The organism is uncultured Alcanivorax sp., from assembly GCF_947258575.1.
Lineage (GTDB): Bacteria > Pseudomonadota > Gammaproteobacteria > Pseudomonadales > Alcanivoracaceae > Alcanivorax.
The window spans coordinates 228,654-253,638 of the sequence record NZ_CAMYIV010000012.1 but is presented as its reverse complement, the minus strand read 5'-3'; the positions used below and the strand labels follow the sequence as shown (position 1 = coordinate 253,638).

The following is a 24,985-nucleotide window of genomic DNA, read 5'->3' as shown; positions in this document are numbered from 1 at the left end:
TCAACCCGGCGGCCAGCTGAACGGGCGGCCACCCAGCACGTGCACATGCAGATGGAACACGGTCTGGCTGGCGCCGGCGCCGTTGTTCACGTTGAGGCGGAAATCCTCCAGCCCTTCCTGTTCGGCAACCCGGCTTGCCACCAGCAGCAGGTGGCCAAGCAGGCCCTGGTCGCACTCTTCGGCATCAGACAACTTGGGGATGGGCTTCTTGGGGATTACCAGGAAGTGGGTGGGCGCCTGGGGGTTAATATCCCTGAAGGCCAGGCACTGGTCGTCTTCAAAGATGATATCGGCGGGAATCTCGCGATCGATGATCTTGGAAAAAAGGGTTTCAGCCATGGTTCGAATCGCTCCGGATAGGCAATGGCGAGCAGTTTTCAGGCCCGAAGTGTGTGCCCCGGTTCACAGCTCGCACGGGAACTGCGGGTAAAATGTCCGCTGTATGTGGCGTACACCTTAGCGGCAGCCCAGAATAATGGCATTATAGCAGCCTGTCGAAACCCAACCTTATTCCACCGGAACCGCATGGCCACTCTTTTTGTCGAAAATTTAACCGTCGCCGATTTCTCCTACCTGCACCCCAAGCGCGGCATGGTCGGTGAGTCCTGGCTGGTCGATCTGGAACTGACCGGCGACCTGGATCATCAGGGCATGGTGTTCGACTTCGGCCATATCAAGAAGCGCATCAAGCAGATCATCGACGACAACGTGGACCACCGACTGCTGGTGCCGGTGGACAGCGAGCACGCCACGGTGAGCGAGCGGGACAATAATACCAGTCTGGAGTGGCTTTACCGGGGCGGCACCATCCGCATGGTGGCACCCAGCGAAAGCCTGCTGCTGATGAGCGGCCCGGAAGTCTCCAAGGCCAACCTGACCCTGTTCCTGATGGACCTGGTACAACAGGTGGTGCCGGACAATGTGGCCGAGGTACGCATCGTGCTGCGCGAGGAAGATACCGGTACCGCGCCTTTCTATCATTATTCCCATGGTCTGAAGAAACACGACGGCAATTGCCAGCGCATTGCCCACGGCCACCGCTCCGGCATCCATATCTTCGAGAATGGCCGACGCAGCCGCTACTGGGAAAAACTCTGGGCGGACCGCTGGGAAGATATCTACCTGGGCACCGAAGAAGATCTGGAAGGGACCTACTACATCGAGGAGATCCCTCACCACCGCTTCCGCTACGATGCCCCCCAGGGGCACTTCGAACTGGTGATCCCGGAAGACCACTGCTACCTGGTGGACACCGACACCACCGTGGAACAGCTGGCCGGTCACATCGCTGAACAACTGGCCGCCGAAGCCCCTGGCAAGCACTTCCGCGTGCGCGCCTTTGAAGGCATCGGCAAAGGAGCCATCGCCGAAGCCGGCGAAAACATGCCCGGCAAGACCCACAGCGGCTGGCTCAGCGGCGCGGCGGTGATTTGAGGCCTTTATGTAGGAGCTATGCTCGCATGGCGAACCGAGCGTAGCGAGGCGACAGAGGATTGTCGTCCGCCGTTCTTTCTGAAACCTGTCGAGCGCTGAGATTCCTGATCGCCCTGCGGGCGATTTCCGCGCAAGCGCGGTTCGCACCTCAAGAGGTACTCCTACAGCGGCTTCGTAGAAATGCCGACGCCTGGGGGACTTTCTACCCTTTCCCTATCCAACGAGCATAGCTTGTAGCTCGTAGCTACTCCTCCGCCAGAATGCTTTCCGCCTCTTCCTGAATCAGCCTTCGTAACCATCGATGGGCCACGTTGTGGTGGAGCAACGACGACCAGGCCATTTTCAGTTCGAACTGGGGAATGTCGAAGGGCGGCTCCTTGATCAGCAAGCGTTCATTCTGTGCCTGCATGCGCGCCACGCGGCTGGGCAGGGTGGCGACCAGGTCGTTGTTCATGGCAAGCAACGCGGGCATCTGGTAATGACGGGTAAAGATGCTGATCTTGCGGCTCTTGCCCAACTGCTCCAGGGCATGATCAATCCAGCCCAGCCCGCCGAGTTTTTCCGGGTTCATGCCGAACCCCACCCCGAAACCGGTTTTCGATACCCAGATGTGCTGTGCCGACAGGTAGCTGTCCAGGTTGAACCCCTTGGCAATGGGGTTATCCCGATTCAACAGGCAGGAAAAGGAGTCCTTCCACAGGCTCACCTGGTGGAAGGAGCCGGGAATTTCGTTGAAGCGGTTCACCGCCATGTCTACCCGGCCCTGTTCCATGTCCTGGTAACTCACATCCGACGGCGTCAGAAAATCCAGTACCACATTGGGCGCTTCTGCACGCAAGCGCCGCACGATATGTGGCACCAGGGTAGCTTCCGCATAGTCGCTGGTCATGATGCGAAACACCCGGCGACTTTCTGCGGGCTTGAACACATCTTCCGGGGTAAACAACTGCTCGGCCTGAGACAGGATCTGGCGTACCAGCGGGCGCAACTCCTGAGCACGCTCGGTGGCAGTCATGCCGTCACTGGTACGAATCAGCAACGGATCGCCGAACAGTTCGCGCAATCGCTTGAGTGAATTGCTCATGGCGGGCTGGGTGATACCCAGTTGCTCCGCCGCCCGGGTCACATTCTGCTCGCGCAACAGCACGTCCAGGTACTTGAGCAGGTTCAGGTCAGCCGCGCCAATATTCATGATATGAATCGCCACCTAAGAAAACATCACCGAAATGGATTCTATAGCGCGGGATGCGAGGTGTCACATGGCAATGAGTTACGCCTCCAAAAGCAGACAATATCCGGGCAAATCCCGCCACTGCGTGAGATTTGCGTGAAAACATTGCAATGTAAAAGCAATTTTTACCGTTTTCGGTGTTAACCGGGTCGCTGTTTGAGGCTTAATGGCAAGCTGCCAGTATCGCCTAAAGGCAAAAAAATGCGTAAGGTCTAATGCACTGTTAACGCTACACCCTGTCGTGTTGTCTGGAACAGCCGCCCTGTATATAGAGGCTGATTTATCGTTCGCAGGTGTGATTCAGAGGTTACTATGACAAGCAGCGCAACCACGCGAGCCGAGAAGTTCGTGGTTAGATTTCCCAATGGCATGCGGGCCAGTGTCGCGGAAACCGCCGGCCTCAGCCATCGCAGCATGAATGCGGAGATCATTGCCCGCTTGCAGCACAGTCTCAGCAATTGGCCAGCTACCTTGCCCCATGGCGAAACAGCAATTCCTGACGGCAACGAAGAAGCGTACCTGCTGGAACGCTTCCGGCGCCTGCCAGCAGGGAAACAACAGGCACTTCTGGCCCTGCTGGACTGAGCGCTGACGACCTTCTGTCCTTACAATGTGCCGTTGGCCGCCTGTGATTTTTTTCAATAACGGGCATACTCTATGATGGAACATGGCCGCCACCGACTCACGGACAGAAAGGAGCCTTATCGGCCGTGACAGCTCCCCAGAACCACAACCCACTTCCCACCGGCAATGACATCAGTTTGCCGTGGCACCTGCGTCTGCCAAAGCCGCTGGAAAAAGATTTTCGCCTTTATTTTCTGGCCAGCGTGTCGAAGGTGGCACCCTGGGCGCTGGGACTGGTCGCCATTCTGATCGCCACCGCCATGCTGATCGAATCCTGGATCGGCGCGGATGTGATCACCAATTCCTGGCGCCCCCGGTTATTCACCCTGATGCTCGCCGGCGGCTGCGTTATTCTCGCCCGCACACTCCAGTGGCGAGAGTGGCTTCACCCGGCCACGCTGGCCCTGGCTTTCGCCATCGCACTGACCGGCAATTATCTCGGCGTGCATGTCGAGCACCCGCTTGCCTATACCTTTTTCCTGCACACCCCGATGTCGATCATCATGATCTGCATCCTGGTTCGTGTGCCGTTCTACTCCGCTCTGCTCAGCTCCACGGTGATGATCAGCGCCATGGTCGCCACGCTGATCGCCAACCCGGAACGAACCCCCTTCGAGGCTACTACTCTGACTATGGTGGCTATGGCCTTTGCCAGCATGAGCCTGTTTGGCCAGTATGTGTACGAGCGGCTGTTGCGCCAGCACTTCCTCTCCGAACACGTGCTTTACCAGCATCGTAACGAACTGCATTCCGCCAACCTGGTTCTGGAAAACCAGGCCACCGTGGATGGCCTCACCGGTTGCATCAACCGGCGCGGCATGGAGTCCCGGCTCAATCACCTGTTCCATCTGCACAAGCAGGGTAACCCGGATGCACCGGAACGCATCAGCCTGCTGCTGTTCGATATCGATTTTTTCAAACAGTACAACGATACCTACGGCCACCCGGCCGGGGATGAATGCCTGAAGAAAATATCCAACGTCCCCCTTTCCATGGTTCAGGCAGAGACCGATTTCGTCGCGCGCTATGGCGGCGAGGAATTTGTCATCGTGCTTACCGATTCCAGCTTCAACGACGCCCTGGTGTTTGCCGAACGGATGCGCAATCGGGTGGAGCAGCTGGGCCTGCCCCATAGCGGCTCCCGGGTCAGCCAGGTGGTCACCATCAGTGTGGGCGTCTCCTGCTCCGACCACGGCGCCAGCAATAGTGCCGAATTGCTCAAACAGGCCGACGAAGCCCTCTATCAGGCCAAGGGCGCCGGGCGTAATCGGGTGGCGTTGATGAACAGTCAGGGGTTGGTGGAGATGTTGAGTTAGTTAACAGTTAATAGTGAATAGCTAACAGCGACGCGGTTGCGGACTATAGGTTTTGAAACGCAAGAGGCCGCGCCCAGAGAATGGGCGCGGCCTCTTGCGTTTCAAACATGAAAACCCTGGATCGCGCAGCTGTTAACTATTCACTATTAACTGTTCACTGCATCTCCCCCACCACCGTCACCGGATCCAGCTTCACCTCAAACCAGTTCAACCGCCAGTCCAGGTGCGGGCCGGTGGCGCGGCCGGAGGCGCCGACTTTGGCCACCGGGTCGCCCTGCTTCACGGTCTGGCCTTTTTCCACCAGTACCTCGCTGAGGTGGATCATGGTGGAGGATACGCCGTAGCCGTGATCCATGATCAGGGTGCCGCCGGAATAATAGTTATCGTCCTGCACCAGGGTCACCACCGCATCCGCCGGGGCCACCACCACGGTACCGGTGGGCCGTGCCACGTCCACACCATAGTGGGGGCGGCCCGGCTTGCCGTTGTAGACCCGCTGGCTGCCGTAAACACCGCTGATACGCCCGGTGAGAGGCCACTGAAAATCACTGAGGAAGGCCAGCAAGGCAGAGTCGGTATCCCGCGCTGTCTTGATCTCGGCCACTTCATGCCGGATCCGCTTCAGCACCGCTTCCGGCGGCGGCTCCACGGTACGCTTGGGCACGCCCTCAATTCGCTGGATGTCGTATTCCCGTTTGCTAAGCGTCACAGGTACCTGCTGTGCCTCACCCTGCCTTTCCAGTACCAACACCTGCTCAAGGGCGTCATCACGGCCGAAACCAACGGCAAAAAAACCTTCCGGCGTGGTCCGCACGGCCCGGTCGCCCAGTTTGACCGTCACCTCCGGCGCCACCTGCCCACGCAACAGCGCCCCCTGGGTACGCTCCCCTTCCAGGGATAGCAGCCAGTCGCTGGCAAGCGACAGAGGTGACAGCAGACAGAGCACTACAAAAAAATAAATACGCACAGGAAACCTCAAGAAAAAGTCAGCAATCTTGTTGTAGGAGCGTAGCGAATAACGTCGTTGGCAGCGCGATAGCCAGAGTTTCGAGTTGCGAGAAGCGAGTTTCGAAAGGCAAACCCCAAAACGCGGTAAAGCCTGATGATTTTCGCTTCTCGTGACTCGTGACTCGTGACTGACTTATCGCCTCGCTAGCGACGCTCCTACAGAAAACCCGTCACAAAAACGCGCTGCCATCCTCCACATCCAGCTGCACCGGATCCAGATGTTTCTCGGCGTACTGGCGCCACACCCGGGAACGGATGAACAGCCGGTACAGATCCGGGTCCAGGTGATCGTTGTCGCGCATGCGTTGCAGGATGCCAAGCGCTTCGCTGAGTTTCAGTGGCGTCTTGTAGGGTCGTTCCTTGGCAGTCAGGGCCTCGAACACGTCGGCGATGGCCATGATGCGCGCCGGAATCGACATCTGGTCGCGGGTCAGCCCCAGCGGAAAGCCGGTGCCGTCCATTTTTTCATGGTGGCCGCCCGCATATTCCGGCACCTGGCGCAGCTTGGGCGGGAACGGCAGGGAGCCGAGCATGTCCAGGGTCACATCCATGTGGCCATTGATGATTTGCCGCTCCTCCGGAGTCAGGGTGCCCCGGGGAATGCACAGGTTGTAGACCTCGTCGTCAGTGAGCAGGGGCTTTTTCTGGCCCCAGGCATCGGTCCAGCGCCGCGCAGCGATGTCACGTACCCGTTGCTGATCCACCTGAGCCATGGCTTCACCGCCCCGGTTGATCCGCTCCAGAAACGCCAGATCTTCCTTCAACTGGCCGATTTCCGCTTCCATGCGCTCCCGGCTGGCGGGCTCGTCAGCGGGATCAAGCAGGCAGGCCTTTTCGTAACGGAACTGGATCTCTGCACGCAGGGCGGCAAAGCGACTGGCCACCTCATCGATGCGATCATGCAGGGTGTGCAGCTTGGTGGACTTGTCCAGTACCGAGTCCGGCGTGGCCAACTTGCCGCAATCGTGCAACCAGGCCGCCACGTGCAACTCGTACCAGCCATCCTCATCCAGGGAAAAGTCCGCAAAGTCCGAATTATCCTCACAGGCCGCCTGGGCCAGCATCTCGGTGATCACCGGCACCCGCTGACAGTGGGCACTGGTGTGCGGGCTCTTGGCATCAATGGCCTGGGCCAGCACCTTGATAAAGGCATCCAGCAGTTCCTTGAGTTCCTGCACCTGGCTCAGGTTGCTCAGGGCAATGCCCGCATAGGTGAGCAGGGACTGGAAGATCAGGTCGCTGTGCTTGCCCAGCCGGTGCAACCGGGCCGGCAGCGCGCGGTTATAGGCCAGCTGCAGCACACCGATGACCACCCCTTCGTGGTTGCGCAGGGGCCACAGTCGTAAGCCGCCAGCATCCGGGGCCAGCGCATCCAGTAAATGCTGGTCCTCCTCGCTGAGGGCGTTTTCCGACAGATCTACCGCCAGCGGCTTGCCGTCTTCATAACACTGCTCGGGCAGACCGCTTTTGCGCGCCATGGGGCAGAACAGGCTGGCCTCCTCGTGCAGGGAAGCATCACCGGACCGGCGGCACAGGCAGCTCAGGCCCGGCTCGGGCTTGCCATCCGCATACAGCCACACCCAGCCGGTATCGGCCTCACACAGATACAGGGCCTCATCCAGCAACACCTGTAGCAGACGTGGCACGTCGCGCTGCTCGCTGAGATGTTGCGCTACCCGCAACAGTCGCGGCATCAGGTTTTCATCCGCCACCGGTGCGGTGTCGGGCAAAGAGGAGTTCATGAGCAATCCAGCTCCCAATGATCATCCGTAACAAAATCGTGTATTTACCCAGCAAGCATAGGCTGAGCCGGGATTTCAGGCAAAACACACCGCTATACGTCTATTTCCTTCCGACCGGCGCATATACCGCCGGTTCCGGTTGAAGCCGGGGGCGCGATTGCCTACCATCTGCCGGTTCCGAGCCAATCTGGATTCCTACCTCTCATGAGTGTCAGCTATCAACTGCCCGACGGGGCAACCATGGCGTTTGATCAGCCGGCGTCCGCCCTGGACATCGCCGAGCGTATCAGTAAAAAACTCGCCAAACAGGCCCTTGCCGCCAAAGTGGACGGCAAGTTGATCGATGTTTACTTGCCCATCGACGATGGCGCCACGGTGGAAATCATCACCCGCGACACTGACGACGGCCTGGATCTGATCCGCCACGATGCTGCCCATGTCATGGCAGAAGCGGTGCAGGAGCTGTTTCCGGGAACCCAGGTCACCATTGGCCCGACTATCGAAAACGGCTTTTACTACGACTTCTACCGGGAAGATTCCTTCACCCCGGAAGACCTCAAGGCCATCGAAAAGCGCATGATGGAAATCGTACGCCGCAACGAGGATATACGGCGTGAAGTCTGGGACCGGGACGAAGCCGTCAGCTTCTTCCTGAAAGAAGGCGAGGAATTCAAGGCGGAAATCATCCGTGACCTGCCCGCCGACCAGGAAGTGAGCCTCTACCGCCAGGGCGATTTCATCGACCTGTGCCGTGGCCCCCACCTGCCCAGCACCAGCAAGCTGGGCGACGGCTTCAAGCTGATGAAAGTGGCCGGCGCCTACTGGCGCGGCGATGCCAGCAAGGCCCAGCTGCAGCGTATCTACGGCACCGCCTGGCGCGACAAGAAAGAACTCAACGCCTACCTCAAACAGCTTGAGGAAGCGGAAAAGCGCGACCACCGCAAACTGGCCAAGGAAATGGGCCTGTTCCATATCCAGCAGGAAGCGGTGGGCAGCATGTTCTGGCACCCGAAAGGCTGGCGCATGCGCAAGAACCTGGAAAACTACATCCGCGGCAAGATGGAAAAAGGCGGCTATCAGGAAGTAGCCACCCCGCAGATGATGGACCGCATCCTCTGGGAAAAGTCCGGTCACTGGGACAAGTACGGCGATGACATGTTCACCGTCTGCACCCACGATCATCGGGAAATGGCGGTCAAGCCCATGAACTGCCCGGGCCACGTGCAGATCTTCAACCAGGGCATCAAGAGCTACCGGGACCTGCCCATTCGCCTGGGCGAGTTCACCACCCTGTTCCGTAACGAAGCTCACGGCGCCCTGCACGGCCTGATGCGTGCCCGCTCCTTCAGCCAGGACGATGCCCACATCTTCTGTACCGAAGGGCAGATCAACGAGGAAACCGCCGCTTTCATCACCATGCTGCGTGAGGTCTACAAGGACTTCGGCTTCGAGAGCTTCCGCATCAAGTTCTCCGACCGCCCGGAAAAACGTGCCGGTGCCGACGAGACCTGGGACAAGGCGGAAGGCGCTTTGCGCGAAGCGGTGGAATCCCTGGGCCTGGAATGCGAATTGAACCCGGGTGAAGGGGCCTTCTACGGCCCGAAACTGGAATTTGTCCTGCGCGACGCCATTGGCCGTGACTGGCAGTGCGGCACCCTGCAGGTGGACTTCGTGCTGCCCGAGCGTCTGGATGCGGAATACGTGGCCGAAGACGGCTCCCGCCAGCGTCCGGTGATGCTGCACCGCGCGGTGCTGGGGTCCCTGGAGCGCTTCCTGGGCATCCTGATCGAATCCACCGCCGGCCACCTGCCCCTGTGGCTGGCACCGGTACCGGTGGCGGTGTGCACCATCACCAATGCGGCGGATGATTACGCCCGCAGCGTGAAGGAAAAGCTGGAAGCCGCTGGTATCCCGGCGGAACTGGACCTGCGTAACGAAAAGATCGGCTTCAAGGTGCGCGAACATTCCCGCGCCAAGGTGCCGCAGATCTGGGTAATCGGTGAGAAAGAAGCGGACGAGCAACTGGTGGCCATCCGGACCCTGGGCTCCCAGGCCACCGATACGACCAGCCTGGACGCCGCCGTCACCGCCCTGGCCAACGCCACCCGCCTGCCGATCTGAACGAAGCACCTGTAGGAGCCCCTCTCGAGGGGCGAACCTGCTTGCGACAATTTTGCCAGGCACAGTTCGCCCCTCAAGAGGAGCTCCTACAGCGGATTTAATCTCCGCCCCGGAGGCGTCATGTTCAAAGACAACGAACAACAGCCCGAAGGCTTCCAGGTACCTCTGCAGGAGGCCCTGGACAACCTGAAGCTTACCGACGACGGCCTGATCGCCGCCATCGCCCAGCAGCATGACACCGGCGAAGTGCTGATGATGGCCTGGATGAACCGGGAAGCCCTGGAGGAAACCCTGGCCACCGGTCGCGTCTGCTACTTTTCCCGCTCCCGGAAAACACTCTGGCGCAAAGGCGAATCTTCCGGCCAGGTGCAGATGCTGAAAGAACTGCGCATCGACTGCGACGCCGACACCGTGCTGGTGAAAGTGGACCAGACCGGCCCCGCCTGCCACACCGGCCGCCGCGACTGCTTCTACTGGAAAGCCGACGCCGACAGCGTAACCATCGACAAAACGCCGATCATCGATCCGAAAGAGCTTTACAAAAAATGAGCCTGAAACTGCACAACACCCTCACCGGGCAAAAGGACGACTTCATTCCGCTGGATCCCAACCGCATCACCCTCTACGTGTGCGGCCCCACGGTCTACAACTTCGTCCATATCGGTAACGCCCGCCCGGTGGTGGTCTTTGATGTGCTGTACCGGCTACTGCAACGGCTCTACCCGGAAGTGGTCTACGCCCGCAACATTACCGACATTGATGACAAGATCATCAAGGCTGCGGCGGAAAACAACGAAGACATCGGCGAGCTCACCGAGCGTTTCACCGCTGCCTTCGCCGAGGACATGGCGTCCCTGAACGCGAAAACCCCGAACATCATCCCCAAGGCCACCGATCACATCAGCGAAATGATCGCCATGATCGAGACCCTGGTGAAAAAGGGCCACGCCTACGAGGCCGACGGCCAGGTGCTGTTCGCAGTGGAATCCATGCCCGATTACGGCAAGCTGTCCGGTCGCAAGCTGGAAGACATGCTCGCCGGCGCCCGGGTGGAAGTGGCCGACTACAAACGCCACCCCGGCGACTTCATCCTCTGGAAGCCATCCACCGACGAGCAACCGGGCTGGGAGTCGCCCTGGGGCCGTGGCCGCCCGGGCTGGCACATCGAGTGCTCCGCCATGATCCACAAGCACCTGGGTGACGTGATCGACATCCACGGTGGCGGCCAGGACCTGATCTTCCCGCACCACGAAAACGAAATCGCCCAGGGCTGCTGCGCCCACGGCACCGACTACGTGCGCTACTGGCTGCACAACGGCTACATCAATATCGACGGCGAGAAGATGTCCAAGTCCCTGGGCAACTTCCGTCTGGTCCGTGACCTGCTCACCCAGTACCACGGCGAAATCCTGCGCTTCGCCCTGCTCTCCAGCCACTACCGCTCGCCGCTGAATTTCTCCGCCGACGTGCTGGAGAATGCCGAGAAAGGCCTGGATACCCTCTACTACGCCCTGCTGGGTCGCGGCGAAACCGTGGCACCGCAGGCGGATTACCAACTGCCGGACAACCACCCGGTACTGGAAGCCCTCAAGGACGACCTGAACACCTCAGAAGCGGTCAGCGCCCTGCACGCCATCGCCGGTGAACTGAACAAGGCCGAGCTGGCCGACAAACCAGCCCTGAAAGCCGAACTGCTGGCTGCCGCCGACCTGCTCGGCCTGCTGACGGTCGAGCCCACCGCCTGGTTCCAGAACAAGAACGTGAGCGAAGACGGCCTCAGCAACGAAGAGATCGACGCCCTGGTCGCCGAGCGGACCCAGGCCAAGAAAGACAAGAACTTCGCCCGCGCCGACGAGATCCGCCAGCAACTCACCGACGCCGGCATCCAGCTGGAAGACACCCGCGAAGGCACCCGCTGGAGTCGCTAACCCCCTGTAGGAGCCATGCTCGCATGGCGAACCTGCTAGCGATAACGGCCGCCATAGCGGCAAGCTTGCAGCCACAAGCCGCAGTCCGGCAGAAAGTGTTCATGACCGAAAACGCAAGAGGCCGCGTCCATGGTTTGGGCGCGGCCTCTTTTGCTTGAGCACTTCTGGCCTCTACTCGCGTTTCAACTTTGAACTTTAAACTTTCAACTCAAAGCCTCAACGCATCCATCCCCGGCAACCCCGGCAGATCCTCCCGCGTGGCGTTGGCAAACCGCGGCTGCTGCAACTGCTCCTTCAACCCTTCCAGAGTCACCAGTGGCGCCCTGGTAGACACCAGGTTGGCCAGCCATACCGGCACGTTGCCGCCCGGGTCCACGAAGGTCTCGAATTTCACCCGTACCCAGCCGTCCGCCAGCGGCGTGATCACGAACTGGTTATCCAGGGCCGGGATGCGCACGAAGCCCTGCTGCTTGTCCTTGAAGCCCTCGGCGTTCTCGCTGTGCAGGTGAATCTCGCCATCGGCGGTCTGGGTCAGCGTATTGGCCAGCACCACATCCCGGTCCGCCACCGGCCAGATGCCATTGAAGCGCATGTGAATACGCTCTTTTTCTGCCATGCTGAGCCGCTCCGCACCCTGGCTCTGGAATATCCACTCCGGGAAAGTATCCACGGCGGTGAGCACCGCCAGCACCGAGGTGGCGCTGGTCTGCAGCTCCACCACGCCCTTGAAGGCCTTCACCGGGCTGTCGGACACCTCACGCACATAGGTGGTCACCTCACCCCGCTGCGCCCCCTCGTGGTTCAGCTCCCAATCGGCCGCCCAGGTGGGTGCCGCCAACATCAACATCGCCAGAACAATGGCTTTCACAAACACACTCCTCACAATCATCTCCGTGGCGCAGTATGCACCGCGCTTGCCGCCAAACAAGGCCCCTCCCGCAGATTGGCACAACCGGCCAACGTTTCTTGTAGGAGCTATGCTTGCATGGCGAACCACCCCACCGGTTCGCCATGCAAGCATAGCTCCTACAGGGACAGAATCAGCCCGCCCCCGCATCAAGGTGGCATCCGCCACCAAATTAGCCGTATCATGCCCCGTTGAGTTGACACTACACAGGTCTTGATACCGTGAAATCGCTTCTGCTCGGCATGCTCTGGTTGTACCAGAAGCTGCTGAGCCCCTGGATCGGCAACCAATGCCGCTTCTACCCCACCTGCTCGGAATACGCCCGACAGGCGGTGGAAGTCCATGGCAGCCTGCGCGGCAGCGCGCTGGCGGCGAAGCGCCTGTGCAAGTGTCACCCCTGGCACCCCGGCGGTTTTGACTATGTGCCGGGCACCGAGCCCAATGACAGCGCAGAGGCATCGAAATGATCCGAGCTCGCCTGTCGTTCACCCTGGTGCTGTCGCTGCTGTGTGCCCAGCTGTTCCTTTCCTGGCACGCCCCCAGCCACATCGACCCGGCCAGCAGCCCCCATGAACTGGCCCTGCAGGCGGCAGACTGCGATCTGTGTGGCCACGGCGGCTTTGTCGCCCTGCCCAGCAACGGTGTACCGGCCATGCCGGCAAGCGCCCCGGTAATCGGCCAGGCACACGCACAACCTTTCCTGCCCCCCTGTTTCGCCCTGCCGGCACAAGCCCGGGCTCCCCCGCATTACGCCTGAATACCCTATCCACTGATTTGACCATGAACGGTCGTGGTGAGCGCCCAGCCCTCTTTCCCTTTTAAGAGGTCCGTGCGCCCGTTTCCCATGCCCGTCGCCGATAGAGACAAAACATTCAGGACCTGACATGAAAAAGTTCTACCTCGCCAGCGCGATGCTGGCCGCCTCCTCTTCAGCGCTTGCTGCCGACGACAATGCCAGTAACCCCATGGCCGCCTTTAACCCGGCCTTCTCGGTGATATTCAACGGCATGTACTACCACGACAATGCAGACGGAGAAGGCACTGCTCTTCTGGAAGATGCCGACAGCGCCTTTCATAGCCATGGCGGTCACGAAGAACATGGCCACGAAGACATCAAACGCGGTTTCAACCTGAACGAAACCGAGCTGACCATGAGCGGCAGCGTGGACAGTTACTTTGATGCCTGGCTCTCCGCCGCCATCAGCAGTGGCGGCGAATTCGAGCTGGAAGAGGCCTGGATCCGAAGCCAATCCCTCCCTGCCGGCCTGCAGGTGAAAGCCGGTCGCTTCCTCAGCGCCATCGGCTACCACAACGAAAAGCACCCTCACAGCTGGAACTTCGCCGACCAGAACCTGGCCTACCTGAGCCTGTTCGGCGACCACGGCGTTGCCGGCGACGGCGTTCAGCTAACCTGGCTGGCGCCCACCGACAGCTACCTGCAACTGGGTCTGGAAGTGGTCCAGGGCGACAATCTGGAGCCGGTAGGCAGCATCATTGATGCCGACGATGTGGCTGCTGACATCAGCGAGGAACTGGGCGCCAACGTCACCGCCGAAGATCTGAACCTGGCCGACCAGAACGGGCCTCAACTGGGCGTCTTCACCCTGCGCTACGCGCCGGACCTGGGCGCCCACCGTGCCGTGCAGCTGGGTTTATCTGCAGCACGCCACCAGGATAGCCAGGCCTTCCACGAGGAAGGCGGCGGCGAACTGTTCGTTACCCAGGGCGACACCGATATCTTCGGTGCCCAGGCAATCTACAAACACTTCCCCAGCGGTCAGTACGGCAAAGGCGGCTGGAGCGTCACCGGCGAGTACTTCCATGCCGACTCCGACCAGAAAGCGGTCTTCCACAGCGACGCAGCGGAGCTGGGTCTGCCTGTGGAGAGCAAACAGGGCGCCGCCTATGTAGAAGCCACCTACGGATTTGCCCCACGCTGGCAGATCGGCCTGCGCACCGCCGCCAGTGGCATTGGCGGCGAATTTAGCGAAGGCAACGAAACCGAGGAAGTACGCCTGTCACGCCAGCACAGCGCCGCCCTTACCTGGTATGCCACCGAGTTCTCCAAATTACGCCTGCAATTCAATCGTAACGACGTGCACGGGGAAGACGGCAACGAGGAATACAACCAGGTGTTCCTGCAGTACAACCTGAGCCTGGGCGCCCACGGCGCGCACTCATTCTGAGGAAGCCATCATGAAATTGCAGACACTCTCACTAGTGATCCTCCGTCTGCTGGTCGCCGCGCTTTGCGCGGCGTCATTCAGCGCCCGGGCCGACCTGCGCATTCTTGCTTGTGAACCGGAATGGGGCCAGCTGGCCACGGAAATTGGCGGCGACCTGGTCACCGTCAAGACCGCCAGCGCCCCAGGACAGGATGCCCACCACATCCAGGCCCGCCCCAGCCTGCTCGCCCAAGTACGCCGTGCCGACCTGGTGTTGTGTAACGGCGCCGGGCTGGAAGCCGGCTGGTTGCCGGTACTGCTCAACCGCGGAGGCAACCCGGATGTCCGCCAGGCCCCCGGCCTGTTCATGGCCGCCGAACAGGTAGATCGCCTGGAAATCCCCACCACCCTGGACCGGGCCGACGGTGACGTCCATGCGATGGGCAACCCCCATGTGCATCTGGACCCGCGCCGAATGCTGACCCTCTCGGGCCAGCTTGCCGAACGCTTTGCCACACTGGACCCAAACAACGCGGATCAGTACCGGCAGCAGCAACAGGTCTGGCAGGCTGACTTCGAACCGAAGATCGGTGAATGGGAGCAACAGGCGTCCAGCCTGAAAGGACTGAACGTGATTACCCATCACCGTTCCTGGATCTACCTGCTGGACTGGCTGGGCATGCACCGTGCGGATGAACTGGAGCCCAAGCCTGGCCTGCCGCCAACACCGGGGCACCTGGCCAAGCTGGTCAGCAAGACAGAAAAGCAGCAGGTGAAGCTGATCCTCTACCGGCCCATCAACGGAGACGACGCCGCCAACTGGCTGGCCAGCCGCACCCCGGCCTGTGCCGTGGAGCTGCCACTGTCTCCCGGAGAGGAAGGCACCGACACCTTGGCCAGCCTCTATGACACCCTGATTCAGCGGCTGATTGGCGCCCATCAGACCTGCAAGCAGGGGAATGCATGATTGATATCCTGCTGCCGGCGTTCATCGCCGGCATGCTGGTCCTCGCCAGCCACATCCCTCTGGGCCGGCAGGTACTGGCACGGGGTATCATCTTTATCGACCTGGCGGTGGCGCAAGCCGCCGCCACCGGTCTGCTGGCCGTGCGTCACTTCGCCCATGTGGAAAGCGACTGGCAGCTTCAGCTGGTGGCCATCGCCACCGCGCTGGGCTTTGCCCTGCTGCTGCACCAGCTGGAAAAACTCGGCCACCGGGTGCAGGAAGCCCTGATCGGCGCCACCTTCGTGGTACTGGCCAGCGCCAGCGTACTCATGCTTGCCAACGACCCCCACGGCGGCGAACACCTCAGCGCCAGCCTGGCCGGACAAATCCTCTGGGTAGACACCTCGCAACTGCAGGGTCTGGCCGCCAGCGCCATCGCCGCCAGCGCCGCAATGGCCCTGTTCCGCCACCCATTACTGGCCTTCTACCTGCCCTTCGCCATCGCTATTACCGCCTCGGTACAAGCCGTGGGCGTGTACCTGGTGTTTGCTTCACTGATCTTCCCGGCCCTGTCGGCCTGGCACAGCCAGCGCCCATTGCTGATTGCCGGTGCCGTCGGCATCGCCGGCTACCTCAGCGGCCTGGCCGCTAGCCTGTGGCTGGACTGGCCCAGCGGTCCCGCCATCGTCACCACCCTCGCCGTAGCGGCCATTCTTGCCGCCGTGATCCGAGTCATCGCAGCCAGGCAGTGAATTGGCTACAATCAAAGCAAGATGTCTCTCTGCGAAAGGACCACTTCAATAATGCTGAAAAAAACACTCATCGCTGCACTTGTCAGCCTACCCCTATTGGCCAATGCCAGCGGCTACGCCGGTCTGGAAATTGTCAGCAGCAAGATCGAGCCGGACAACACCAGCTCCTCCGCCAAGCCGAACGCCCTGCAATTCAAATTCGGCACCTGGATCAACAAGGATGAAACCCTCGGCGGCGAACTGCGCCTGGGCCTGGGTGTCGGCGATGACGAACTGAGCAACAACGTGGACCTGGAAATTGACCGCATGTACGGCGCCTACTTCCGCGGCCAGTTCCCCAACACCCTGCCGGTACGCCCCTACGGCCTGATCGGCGTGTCCTACATCGAAACCACCGCCAACTTCCCCGGCGGCGGTTCCGACGGTGAAAACTACAAGGACTTGTCCCTGGGACTGGGCGCCGACATCACCATCACCAACCAGATCTTCCTCAGCGTGGAATACCTGCGCGCAGTGGATCGCAGCGGTGATGAAGTGTCGAACCTTGGTTTCGGGATTAACGGGCGGTTCTGAGGTCTGTTGATGGCTGAAGGCTGAACGAGAAACGCCCACCGGAAGGTGGGCGTTTTGGTTTGGGCCTGTGCATCGCCCCGCGCTAGTGAACTAGCAATAGGTCAGCAGGCTAAAACGAGGCCGGGCCCAGCTCTGACTTTTCAGGCTACGACTATCTGAAACGCTCATTCCATCTTCCATCATTGTCATTGTCGCAGTCCTCTTCCGTATCGAAGCGCACCTGCTGGCGACAATCTTTCATCTTGATACCAATTGACGCCAGTTTTTCTTTGATAAGCGCACGCATGCTTTCATTATTCGTCTTGGCGAGATGGGCATTAGTGTCATACACACAGACAATCGATAGTGACGCAGGGAAATCGTCATAGCTCACGAAGTGCGTAAGCCACTGGAATCCTTCGTATCTCTCCAATGCTGTCTCGCAAGCTTCGGTCAGCGCCTCCCTCAGGGATTTTTCTATTTTTTTGTCGGTCTTTCTCACTTTAATAACCTCAATAAACGGCGCGATTAAAACAACCATCGCCGGATGCGATCAGCTAATTCTTTATTAATTTAGCACCCCGGGATTAACCGCCTTTTCTATATCTAGCTTGAGCCTATCCCACTCTCGTTTGAGGATTTTTTGGCACAACTCAACAAACTCTGCGTTTTTACTATATTTATCAATGACACCCCCATCAGAGACCAAAAGGAAGTTATACATATAATTCTGCAATTCTTCATAATCAGGATCGCCAGGATTCATAAGCAATTCAATTTTTGTTCCTAGACGGTAAAAATCTCTTTCCCTAGTTGGATCGCTATCAGGCAGCACCCCATAACTCTGAAACTCAGCCATCTCGTCACGCAAGGTGTTTATCCAGGCTTGACGGTAATTAGCTATTTTCATAACACCATCAAATTTCATCTTTAGATGTTCTTTTTTAAGCGCCTTACGAGCTGTATACCAAGATGATGCCGCTGCAAAAAATGCACTAAGTAACGGAACAAATATTGAAATAACGAGAAGCTGATGCGACTCAATCCATTGAGATAGCTGATCTATCATTTAATCTCCTAATCCTGAAGCTGCCTAACGCGCGCCATAATCCGCTTTTAGCATGCAGTTACGGGTAGAAGACACTATCAAGAGCCTCGACAAATGATGATATCCACATAACCGCATCCTGAGCATCAGACCCAGAAATCTCTCTTTGCGATATTTCTTTCGCACTTGTCTTTAGAATCAAATCTGACTCATGAACTATCTGATTTCTTCTTTTAGTGATTCTTGTGAGCTCCTCTTGAACCTCTCCTGGACTGGGACCACCGGGCATTTCCGCAGCCATTTTTCTCCAAAAATCAGAAACCCCTAATAGTTTAGCGCCTTTTTCAATATCACTTTTTTTCTGGAAAGTAAAATCGATATGGATAGCTTTTTGAATTTCTTTTTTTACAAGAGTCCCAGGCCTTGAGTTAGGGTTAGATTTGAGCTTCTCCAAAGCTTTTTTTGTTGCCAACACTGGAAGCCGGACTTTCTTTAGTTCTTTCGGTACATCTTTTTCTGCCTGAGAAAGAAGCGCCCAACATCGATCAACAACAACATCGTGCATATATCTATCAAGAGCAGAAATTGAGCAGACTATCGATGACCTCAACAACTCCGAAGCGTACTCATGAGAAAAGTGTTCGCGGCTGATGCCAAGTGTCTCACGAAGAATCAGAAGGCTATTCTTGTCCTTCCCATCAATTCGGACAATATTTTCCCGCCGAGGCCAGTGCATAAAGCGCTTAAACGAGGATAGCCAATCACTCCTACCATTCCTTTGCCTGCTATTGTGGACAATGTCATAGAGAGTTAAGAAATGTTCAGCCCTCATGAAAGCGAAATCAAAAGTATCTTTTGGTGATATTGGTACAATATTTCCTTTTTACGGCTGGACATAATTATTTTCTGGCACCCGCACAAAGCACAGAAAAGCGCCGCCAGGCTAGGGCCTTATAAAAAAATGGGAGTCATTCTCACCTGAAAAAACTCGAAAGAGCGGCCTATTTCCTGGATTTTCCCGATATCGCCCCTTTCTGAAAAACACCTTATCTCAACCGTTTATTTTTTTCTGTAAGCCATATCCTACAAATTTATCGTTCGTTCTGTTGAGCACGGATGGTTTTGGAGGGTTGCTGCCTGTGGATAAGGGTTCGCCATGCGAGCATGGCTCCAACGGAGGGAGAGTGTTTACCAAGTGCCGGGGCGGCAGTGCCAACTAGGTTTCGCGGTCGAACGACCGCTCCCACTGAGTGGTGATGTGGCGGGCATAAAAAAAGCCCGGGCAGCTTGTGGCTGCCCGGGCCGGTGGTGGCGGTGTTAGCGCCGCTCTCCCTTAACGGTCTTCGTAACGCTGGTGCTTGAAGAAGATGCCGGTGTCACCGAATTGGGACAGAGTGAACTCAGACTGGGTGACCAGTTCGCCGATTTTGACGGCGCTGTTGCGACGCTCGCGGGCATAGCGGGCGGTGACCCAGGGCCAGATGGATTTGCGGATCTGCATGTCGGTGCCGTAGACGTCGTACACCTTGGTGCCCGCCGGGATGGCCGTGAGGTCATCACGGAAATCGTGAGGGGCGGTGCTGATGGTGTTTCTCAGATCCGGGTTGGGCACGAAGTAGATCTGCGTCGGGGTTTTGACGCTGCCTGCGGCGCTACCGTCCTGGTTCACTTTTGCCATGTCGCTCATCACCAGCAGCGTCGGCTTGGTGGATACCAGCGAGAACAGCGCGGTGGTGCCCAGGGTTTCGTTCACTTCCGCCTGCACGTAGTTGGACAGTTCGTTGGCGAAAATGTTGTGGTTGTCGCCCTGCCCGCTGAGGGTATAGAGCGCCGACACGTTTTCGGAGCGTTTGCCATCCACCAGCAGTTTCAGCGCCAGGCCGGGGGCGAAACCACGGTCGGACGGGTCGCCGGTGACGGACAGGCGCAGCAAGCCGTGGTCGGCGCCCTGGAACAGGCCGCTGTAATCATGGCCGGCGGCAGACTGGAACTGCACCTTGGCCAGGGCACCGCGCGGGTGGATCGGCTTGCTGTAGCCCGGGGGCGCCACGTCGGTGACATCCTGGACTTTCTTCCACAGTACCGAGTTGATCAGGCCGCCGATGTCGATGGGTTCGATGGCGGGCACTTCGCTTTCTTCGTAGCTGGTGCGCAGGGCGCCGTTGACCCACAGGTGGTCCTGTTTCGCCTGGGCGGACCAGTCCTGATAGTCGTCGGGCATGTTCAGGCCCCAGGGTTTGAAGGCGTTGTCCATGCCTACCAGGCTGGTAGCCAGCGCCGGGAAGTGACGACGAATCACGTCCACCATGGTGTGATCTTCCACCCAGTCGATCCCGCCGGCGGTGTAGACCTCGTCGGTGTAGTCGGTGGTAAAGAAGCGGTCGGTCATCAGACGACGGGAGGCATTGAGGATGAAGATCTGGAAGGAGGTTTCGCCGAAGCCGAAGCCTTCCGGACGGGTTTCTTCCGCCAGCTGCCCCACCAGGGTATCGATCATTTCGATGTCGTTGTTGTAGAGCGACTTCAGGTCTGCCAGCAGCTGGGGATCGCTGGTGAGATCTTCGAACTGGGTGATGGGCTTGAGGCCGATCTGACGACGGAATTCGTTGTAGCGCGGCACGCCACGTTCCCGGTCACGCAGTACGTCGATGGCGGCCATGTCGATGTCACCGATCAGCGGCATGGACAGGTTACGCAGGAAGTCCGGGTAGTTGTTCAGGGTCAGTGAGCCCGGATGGGTGATGCCGAAGGAATACCACAGGCGATCCTGGCCCACGTCGCCGAGCAGGTCTTCCGCGTCGCCGTTACGGGTGTCCTCAATAGGAATTTCCTGATCGACGATGTTGGAACCGATGTCGTACACCTTGATCTCGTCGCGCAGCAACGGGTGCATGCGGTACACGGAGACAAATTCTTCGGTCAGGGTGTAAGGGACGCCGTAGTTGTTCGGGGTGCGCGAGCCGACCAGGCCGGCCAGGGCATGCTCGATGGAACTGGTGGGGCTGTCGCCCAGGCCGGTGTCGATACCGACCAGATCAAACAGGCTGCCCAGTTGACCCAGGTTGTTGTTGAGCACGTCCAGGTCTTCCTGGAATTTGTCGCGGGTGTCGCGATCGCCGCCCAGGCCCCACCAGTTGGCGTACATGGCCCGCTCGAGCACCGGGTTGGCCAGAATCGCCGGGGTCCATTCCACGGTGTGGATCTTGGCCATCAGCGCGGAGTTGATCAGGCGCGCCTTGTCGAACAGCCACTGATCAGACTTGCCCGGATTGTTGGCCTTGAGCATGTCGGCGATGGCATTGTGCTCCAAGGTGAACAGATGATGCATCATGCTCAGCCCCACCCACCAGTTTTCATTGAAGCCGGTGATGGGTTTGCCGCTGAGAAATTCCGTGGGCAGGCGGCCGTTGCCGTCCACTTTCAGCTTGCCGTCCACGAACGAGCGCACTTCGTCGTTGGTGTCCTTATCGCTACCGTAGAGCTGGGAGCCATCCCACCAGTGGGTGTTGATGTTCTCGTAGGTGACGATGGATTCATCGCCACTGACATCCGGGTCCGGGCGGGTACGCTGCACGGACATGGTGCCATCGCCCAGCACATCGCCCGGCGGCAGCGGGAATTCAATCGGGTTGGCCTCGGTGCGCGGACCGTGGTCGAACCAGTCGTGCACCATGAACTGAATCCAGGAGGTGGCGATAAAATTCAGGGTGGTGGCAGGCTTGAAATCACCGCCACGGGACATGATCAGGTTACTGACTTCCCGGGGGTTGGGGGTCAGCAGGTTGCCACTGGCGTTTTCCGCATACACCGACGCGGGGTCTACGTTACGGCCGAAGTTGGCGTGGGCGGAGCCTTCCGCCGGATTGTCGAGAATATTACAGGTGCCGTCTTCGGTACGGGCGGTGAGACTGCGTTCGTCGCAGACAATGCTGGCGTTCTTTTCGTCCCAGCTTTCCATGTCGAACATGTTGTTTTCGAGCAGGTCTTCCCGCTGCCCAGCCAGTACCAGCAACGCACCCATAACGCCCAGGGTGCCGAATTTGGTGAGGGCCGGCCAGGTAACCCAGGGGGTCATAGCCATGATAAGCCTCCGTCTTTTGTTCTCGGGTATGTCGGATGACAACGCCCGGACTCTAGCAACGGGGTCGACCCCTCCACCCCCTCCTGCGGGAGGGGGTAAGCGGAAATCGCGAACCGGGTCATGGTTTGGGGAAAGCAGTTACAAGTTGAAAGTTTAAAGTTGAAACGCGGGCAGGACCTTGCAACCGACCAGGCCGTGCCCGCGTTTAATGGCAAGACGCGGGCACGGCCAACAACAACACTCCGCGATCAGTCGCGCTTTTCAACTTTAAACTTTGAACTTTCAACTCATCTCGGCGCGGCGCGCAGGACGGCTTCGGTGCGGCTGGAGACGCCGAGTTTGCTGTAGATGTTTTTCAGGTGCCACTTGGTGGTGGTGATGGAGGTGCCGGTCTTTTCGCTGATGCCCGCATTGCTCAGGCCACCCTGCAGCAGCTCGAAGATCTCCAGTTCTTTCGGCGTGAGTACCGAATCCGGATCCACTGCCAGGGGATCGTTGGCGGGTGCGGCATCGAACACAGTGGGGAACAGCTGGGTATAGAAATCCGGCAACATCAGGGCACCGCTGCCCCATAGCCCCTGCATCAGGCTGGCCAGCCCCGGCGCTTCGTCAAACACGGATCGGTTGATGTTCAGCAAACCGTAACGGGTGATCAGTTCATCCACCCGCTTGGCCTGCTCGCTGGCAGAAAGCCCCTTGCCGGTGATCACCAACAGGTTGGCCTCGATGATGGAAGCCCGAGTCATGATGCCCGCCGCCTTCACTACCGCCAGCAGCCGCTGCAACACGGCTTCCGCTTCGGCAAGACGGCCATTGGCGATCAGCCAGTAGGCCGCGGCAAGCCCTTTGCGTTCCCAGCTCTGGCTGTAGGTGGCCGGGGTACGCGTGGCGTTGTCAGCCACCCAGCCGGCCAGGTCGAAGCGTTCCGCTACCGCATCCAGTCGGGCCCAGTGGCCGGTCGTGAACGCCTGGCGCATCATTTCCAGCACCGCCATGTTGACGAAGCGTTGGTAATTTCCCAGCTGCAAGATGCCGAGCAGTTTTTCCAGCATGCGTTCGGAGGGCTTTTGCTTGCCCTGCAAGTGCTGCAGCCGAGACAGCGTCAGGTAGACGGTGGAGATCACTTCCGTGGCCGAGGCAGACGACACCATGGGCAACAAGTCTTCGCACAGTTGCTGGGCTTCTTCCAGCCGGTTCTGGTCGTACAGTACTACCACCATGCCCGTCGCCCACAGGGACCAGGTGGGGCAATCCCGCGAGGTGCCGTGAAAGTGTTCGTTGATAAAGGCGACCGCTTCGCCGATGTGGCCAAGCTGGTGATTGGCCAGGGCGGTAATCAACCCGGCATAACCGGCGGTAAAATGATGCCCCAGCCGCAGCAGCACGTCCCGGGCCTGGCAGGAAAACGCCAGCGCGGATTCCAGCCGGCCATGCTGCAAATGGTAGTAGGCCACCATGGCCAGGGAGAAGGCGCGGATATCCCGGTGCCCGCTGCTTTCCATCAGTAGCGACAGATTGGCGCCTTCCATGAAGTCGGTGTCGTGCTGGAACAGTTGCAGGTGCATTTCCAGAAAATCGATCACCCGGGCATGATTTCCCCAGGCCGCGTCACCACTGCGTGGCGCCTCTTTCAAGGCATCCAGGTAATAGCGGGCACGAAAAAAACGGCGCGACAGGGTCAGGGTGCTGATCAGGGGGGCGGACAATTCGTCGCGACTGAGAATCACGCTATCGGGCAGGGTTTCCGCCCAGTCGAGAATGTGGGCGGTGTAGCCTTCGCGCAGCCAGTAGTCGAAGGCCTGCTCCAGGCAATGAATGAACAGAGTGTCGTCCCCGGCCCGTTTAGCGTGCCACACCGCTTGGCGAAAATTCTGCTGACGCACGAAATAGCGGGTGGCCCGGCGATGAATCGGCGCGATGCAGTCGGGCATGTCGATGGCCACCCGGGCGCGCAGGAAATCCTTGAGCAATGCATGGTAACGATACCAGCCGGGCTTGCCGGGCACCGGGATCAGAAACAGCTCCCGGGAGGTCAGCTCCTCAATCAGGCGGGCGGCGCGATCGCTGTGCAGCACCTGGTCGCACAGCTCGGCATTGAAACTGTCCAGCAGCGAGCTCTGCATGAACAGGGTGCGGGCGGTATCGGGCAGGCCTTTCAAGACTGCATGGCCGAAGTACTCCATCAACTCCGGCTGGCTGGCATCAAAGTCCTGCAGGGTCTGCATACCGGAACGCATGGCCGCAAGCAGGGCAATCTTGACCCCCGCCATCCAGCCTTCGGTGATGGTAAGCAGGTGAGCCAGCTCGTCCTCATCCAGGGCCGTGCCACCCAGGCCTTCATTAAGCGCGGTAACTTCCTCGCGACGTATCTTCAGGTCGGCGGCGCCGATCTCCACCACAGCATCGTCCAGCCGCAGACGACTGACATCAAAGGACGGCTGGGTACGACTGGCAATAATCAGATGGACGTCTGCCGGTGGCTGGTCCAGCAGGGTGCTGATGACGCTGAGGGTTTCCGGGCTGCGAATATGCTGGAAGTCATCAAAGACAATGAACAGGGGCTCACTGACCTGCTCGAGAGCATCAAACAGGGCATCGGCAATGGACGATGGTGGCAACTCGGCCACATCGAAGGGCATGAACCAGGAGGTATCAAACGCCGGCACCACTGCCCGGGTCTGCTCGGCGAAACGGCGCAGAAAGCGCACCGGATCATCATCCGCCGGGCGCAGGTTCAGGGACACCACCCCACGGGGCTCGGCCCCGGTCTGCCACTGGCTGAGCAAGGTGGATTTGCCGGCCCCGGCCGGGGCCAGCAACAGGGTCAGTGGAACCCGGGCGCAATGATCCAGCAATGCCACCAGTTCCTTCCGGTAGAACCGACCCGCAGCGGGCCGGGACGCATCAGTCGTACTCATTTCTGGTCTGCCTAGCGTGTTTTTATTGTTGTCGGCCGGGCTGGGACGCCAGTGCCGATATGCAAACTAGCGGATATCGGTACGACCGGCCCGGCATTTGATCACAACTTGAGCAACCGGGTAGCCCCATGGCCGCAAATCACAACGCCGTTTGCTGAGGGGGAAAAGGCAACGGGAACGCCCCGCTTTCGCCTTACGAGCGCGGCGCCAAC

Annotated in this window: 22 protein-coding genes; 12 read left to right on the top strand and 10 right to left on the bottom strand. The window is 59.2% G+C overall.

What is annotated here, in order from left to right; genetic code table 11:
- Entirely contained in the window at nucleotides 1-339 is a 339-nt protein-coding gene (locus Q0Y02_RS14600) for a histidine triad nucleotide-binding protein (protein ID WP_297770006.1), read from the bottom strand.
- A gap of 186 nt (nucleotides 340-525) precedes the next feature.
- On the opposite strand from Q0Y02_RS14600, the gene Q0Y02_RS14595 reads away from it, so the two are divergent.
- Nucleotides 526-1,434 (top strand): 6-carboxytetrahydropterin synthase, encoded by a 909-nt coding sequence (locus Q0Y02_RS14595; protein ID WP_297770003.1) that lies wholly within the window; start codon nucleotides 526-528, stop codon nucleotides 1,432-1,434.
- A 244-nt stretch (nucleotides 1,435-1,678) separates the two neighbouring features.
- Here Q0Y02_RS14595 and Q0Y02_RS14590 read toward each other — a convergent pair whose 3' ends face one another.
- A complete protein-coding gene (locus Q0Y02_RS14590; RefSeq protein WP_297770000.1) occupies nucleotides 1,679-2,626 on the bottom strand; it encodes a LysR family transcriptional regulator in 948 nt (315 codons plus the stop codon).
- 351 nt (nucleotides 2,627-2,977) lie between these two features.
- On the opposite strand from Q0Y02_RS14590, the gene Q0Y02_RS14585 reads away from it, so the two are divergent.
- The gene (locus Q0Y02_RS14585; RefSeq protein WP_297769999.1) at nucleotides 2,978-3,250 is read left to right on the top strand and encodes an Arc family DNA-binding protein; all 273 of its coding nucleotides are present in this window, start codon (nucleotides 2,978-2,980) and stop codon (nucleotides 3,248-3,250) included.
- Nucleotides 3,251-3,375: 125 nt separating this feature from the next.
- Nucleotides 3,376-4,605 (top strand): GGDEF domain-containing protein, encoded by a 1,230-nt coding sequence (locus Q0Y02_RS14580; RefSeq protein WP_297769997.1) that lies wholly within the window; start codon nucleotides 3,376-3,378, stop codon nucleotides 4,603-4,605.
- 154 nt (nucleotides 4,606-4,759) lie between these two features.
- Here the strand turns inward: Q0Y02_RS14580 and Q0Y02_RS14575 are convergent, their stop codons facing one another.
- A complete protein-coding gene (locus Q0Y02_RS14575) occupies nucleotides 4,760-5,572 on the bottom strand; it encodes a M23 family metallopeptidase (protein WP_297769996.1) in 813 nt (270 codons plus the stop codon).
- A 211-nt stretch (nucleotides 5,573-5,783) separates the two neighbouring features.
- Nucleotides 5,784-7,355, bottom strand: a complete 1,572-nt coding sequence (locus Q0Y02_RS14570; protein ID WP_297769995.1) for an HD domain-containing phosphohydrolase — start codon at nucleotides 7,353-7,355, stop codon at nucleotides 5,784-5,786.
- A gap of 204 nt (nucleotides 7,356-7,559) precedes the next feature.
- Here Q0Y02_RS14570 and thrS point away from each other — a divergent pair, with 204 nt between their 5' ends.
- The 3 genes from thrS (at nucleotide 7,560) to cysS (ending at nucleotide 11,404) form a co-directional block, all read left to right on the top strand.
- Nucleotides 7,560-9,476: a threonine--tRNA ligase gene (gene thrS / locus Q0Y02_RS14565; protein WP_297769994.1), complete on the top strand. Its 1,917-nt coding sequence runs from the start codon at nucleotides 7,560-7,562 to the stop codon at nucleotides 9,474-9,476.
- Nucleotides 9,477-9,596: 120 nt separating this feature from the next.
- Nucleotides 9,597-10,025 (top strand): phosphoribosyl-AMP cyclohydrolase, encoded by a 429-nt coding sequence (gene hisI, locus Q0Y02_RS14560; protein WP_297769993.1) that lies wholly within the window; start codon nucleotides 9,597-9,599, stop codon nucleotides 10,023-10,025.
- Nucleotides 10,022-11,404: a cysteine--tRNA ligase gene (cysS, locus tag Q0Y02_RS14555; protein ID WP_297769991.1), complete on the top strand. Its 1,383-nt coding sequence runs from the start codon at nucleotides 10,022-10,024 to the stop codon at nucleotides 11,402-11,404. Before hisI ends, cysS begins: the two co-directional genes overlap by 4 nt.
- A 208-nt stretch (nucleotides 11,405-11,612) precedes the next feature.
- On the opposite strand, the gene Q0Y02_RS14550 is transcribed toward cysS, so the two are convergent.
- Nucleotides 11,613-12,272, bottom strand: a complete 660-nt coding sequence (locus tag Q0Y02_RS14550) for a hypothetical protein (protein ID WP_297769990.1) — start codon at nucleotides 12,270-12,272, stop codon at nucleotides 11,613-11,615.
- 260 nt (nucleotides 12,273-12,532) lie between these two features.
- On the opposite strand from Q0Y02_RS14550, the gene yidD reads away from it, so the two are divergent.
- The 6 genes from yidD (at nucleotide 12,533) to Q0Y02_RS14520 (ending at nucleotide 16,747) form a co-directional block, all read left to right on the top strand.
- Nucleotides 12,533-12,778 (top strand): membrane protein insertion efficiency factor YidD, encoded by a 246-nt coding sequence (yidD, locus tag Q0Y02_RS14545; RefSeq protein ID WP_290539378.1) that lies wholly within the window; start codon nucleotides 12,533-12,535, stop codon nucleotides 12,776-12,778.
- Complete coding sequence (locus Q0Y02_RS14540) at nucleotides 12,775-13,068, top strand: hypothetical protein (protein ID WP_297769987.1); 294 nt, start codon at nucleotides 12,775-12,777, stop codon at nucleotides 13,066-13,068. Before yidD ends, Q0Y02_RS14540 begins: the two co-directional genes overlap by 4 nt.
- Nucleotides 13,069-13,195: 127 nt before the next feature.
- The gene (locus Q0Y02_RS14535) at nucleotides 13,196-14,497 is read left to right on the top strand and encodes a hypothetical protein (RefSeq protein ID WP_297769985.1); all 1,302 of its coding nucleotides are present in this window, start codon (nucleotides 13,196-13,198) and stop codon (nucleotides 14,495-14,497) included.
- A 10-nt stretch (nucleotides 14,498-14,507) separates the two neighbouring features.
- Nucleotides 14,508-15,443: a zinc ABC transporter substrate-binding protein gene (locus Q0Y02_RS14530; RefSeq protein WP_297769983.1), complete on the top strand. Its 936-nt coding sequence runs from the start codon at nucleotides 14,508-14,510 to the stop codon at nucleotides 15,441-15,443.
- Nucleotides 15,440-16,174: a metal ABC transporter permease gene (locus Q0Y02_RS14525; RefSeq protein WP_297769981.1), complete on the top strand. Its 735-nt coding sequence runs from the start codon at nucleotides 15,440-15,442 to the stop codon at nucleotides 16,172-16,174. The genes Q0Y02_RS14530 and Q0Y02_RS14525 overlap by 4 nt, the downstream gene beginning before the upstream one ends.
- 51 nt (nucleotides 16,175-16,225) lie before the next feature.
- Nucleotides 16,226-16,747, top strand: coding sequence for an outer membrane beta-barrel protein (locus Q0Y02_RS14520; RefSeq protein WP_297769978.1), 522 nt, complete (start codon nucleotides 16,226-16,228; stop codon nucleotides 16,745-16,747).
- Between the two features lie 151 nt (nucleotides 16,748-16,898).
- Here Q0Y02_RS14520 and Q0Y02_RS14515 read toward each other — a convergent pair whose 3' ends face one another.
- The 5 genes from Q0Y02_RS14515 to Q0Y02_RS14495 all read right to left on the bottom strand — a co-directional run bounded on the left by Q0Y02_RS14515 (nucleotide 16,899) and on the right by Q0Y02_RS14495 (nucleotide 24,773).
- Nucleotides 16,899-17,228 carry a Fis family transcriptional regulator gene (locus Q0Y02_RS14515; protein WP_297769976.1) on the bottom strand — a complete coding sequence of 110 codons (330 nt, stop codon included), beginning with the start codon at nucleotides 17,226-17,228 and terminating at the stop codon, nucleotides 16,899-16,901.
- Nucleotides 17,229-17,294: 66 nt separating this feature from the next.
- Entirely contained in the window at nucleotides 17,295-17,795 is a 501-nt protein-coding gene (locus Q0Y02_RS14510; RefSeq protein ID WP_297769973.1) for a hypothetical protein, read from the bottom strand.
- Nucleotides 17,796-17,853: 58 nt separating this feature from the next.
- Nucleotides 17,854-18,510, bottom strand: a complete 657-nt coding sequence (locus tag Q0Y02_RS14505) for a HEPN domain-containing protein (protein ID WP_297770830.1) — start codon at nucleotides 18,508-18,510, stop codon at nucleotides 17,854-17,856.
- A 597-nt stretch (nucleotides 18,511-19,107) separates the two neighbouring features.
- On the bottom strand, nucleotides 19,108-21,855 hold the full coding sequence (locus Q0Y02_RS14500) for a peroxidase family protein (protein WP_297769970.1): 2,748 nt from the start codon (nucleotides 21,853-21,855) through the stop codon (nucleotides 19,108-19,110).
- Between the two features lie 287 nt (nucleotides 21,856-22,142).
- A complete protein-coding gene (locus Q0Y02_RS14495; protein WP_297769968.1) occupies nucleotides 22,143-24,773 on the bottom strand; it encodes a LuxR C-terminal-related transcriptional regulator in 2,631 nt (876 codons plus the stop codon).
- Between the last annotated feature and the right edge of the window lie 212 nt (nucleotides 24,774-24,985).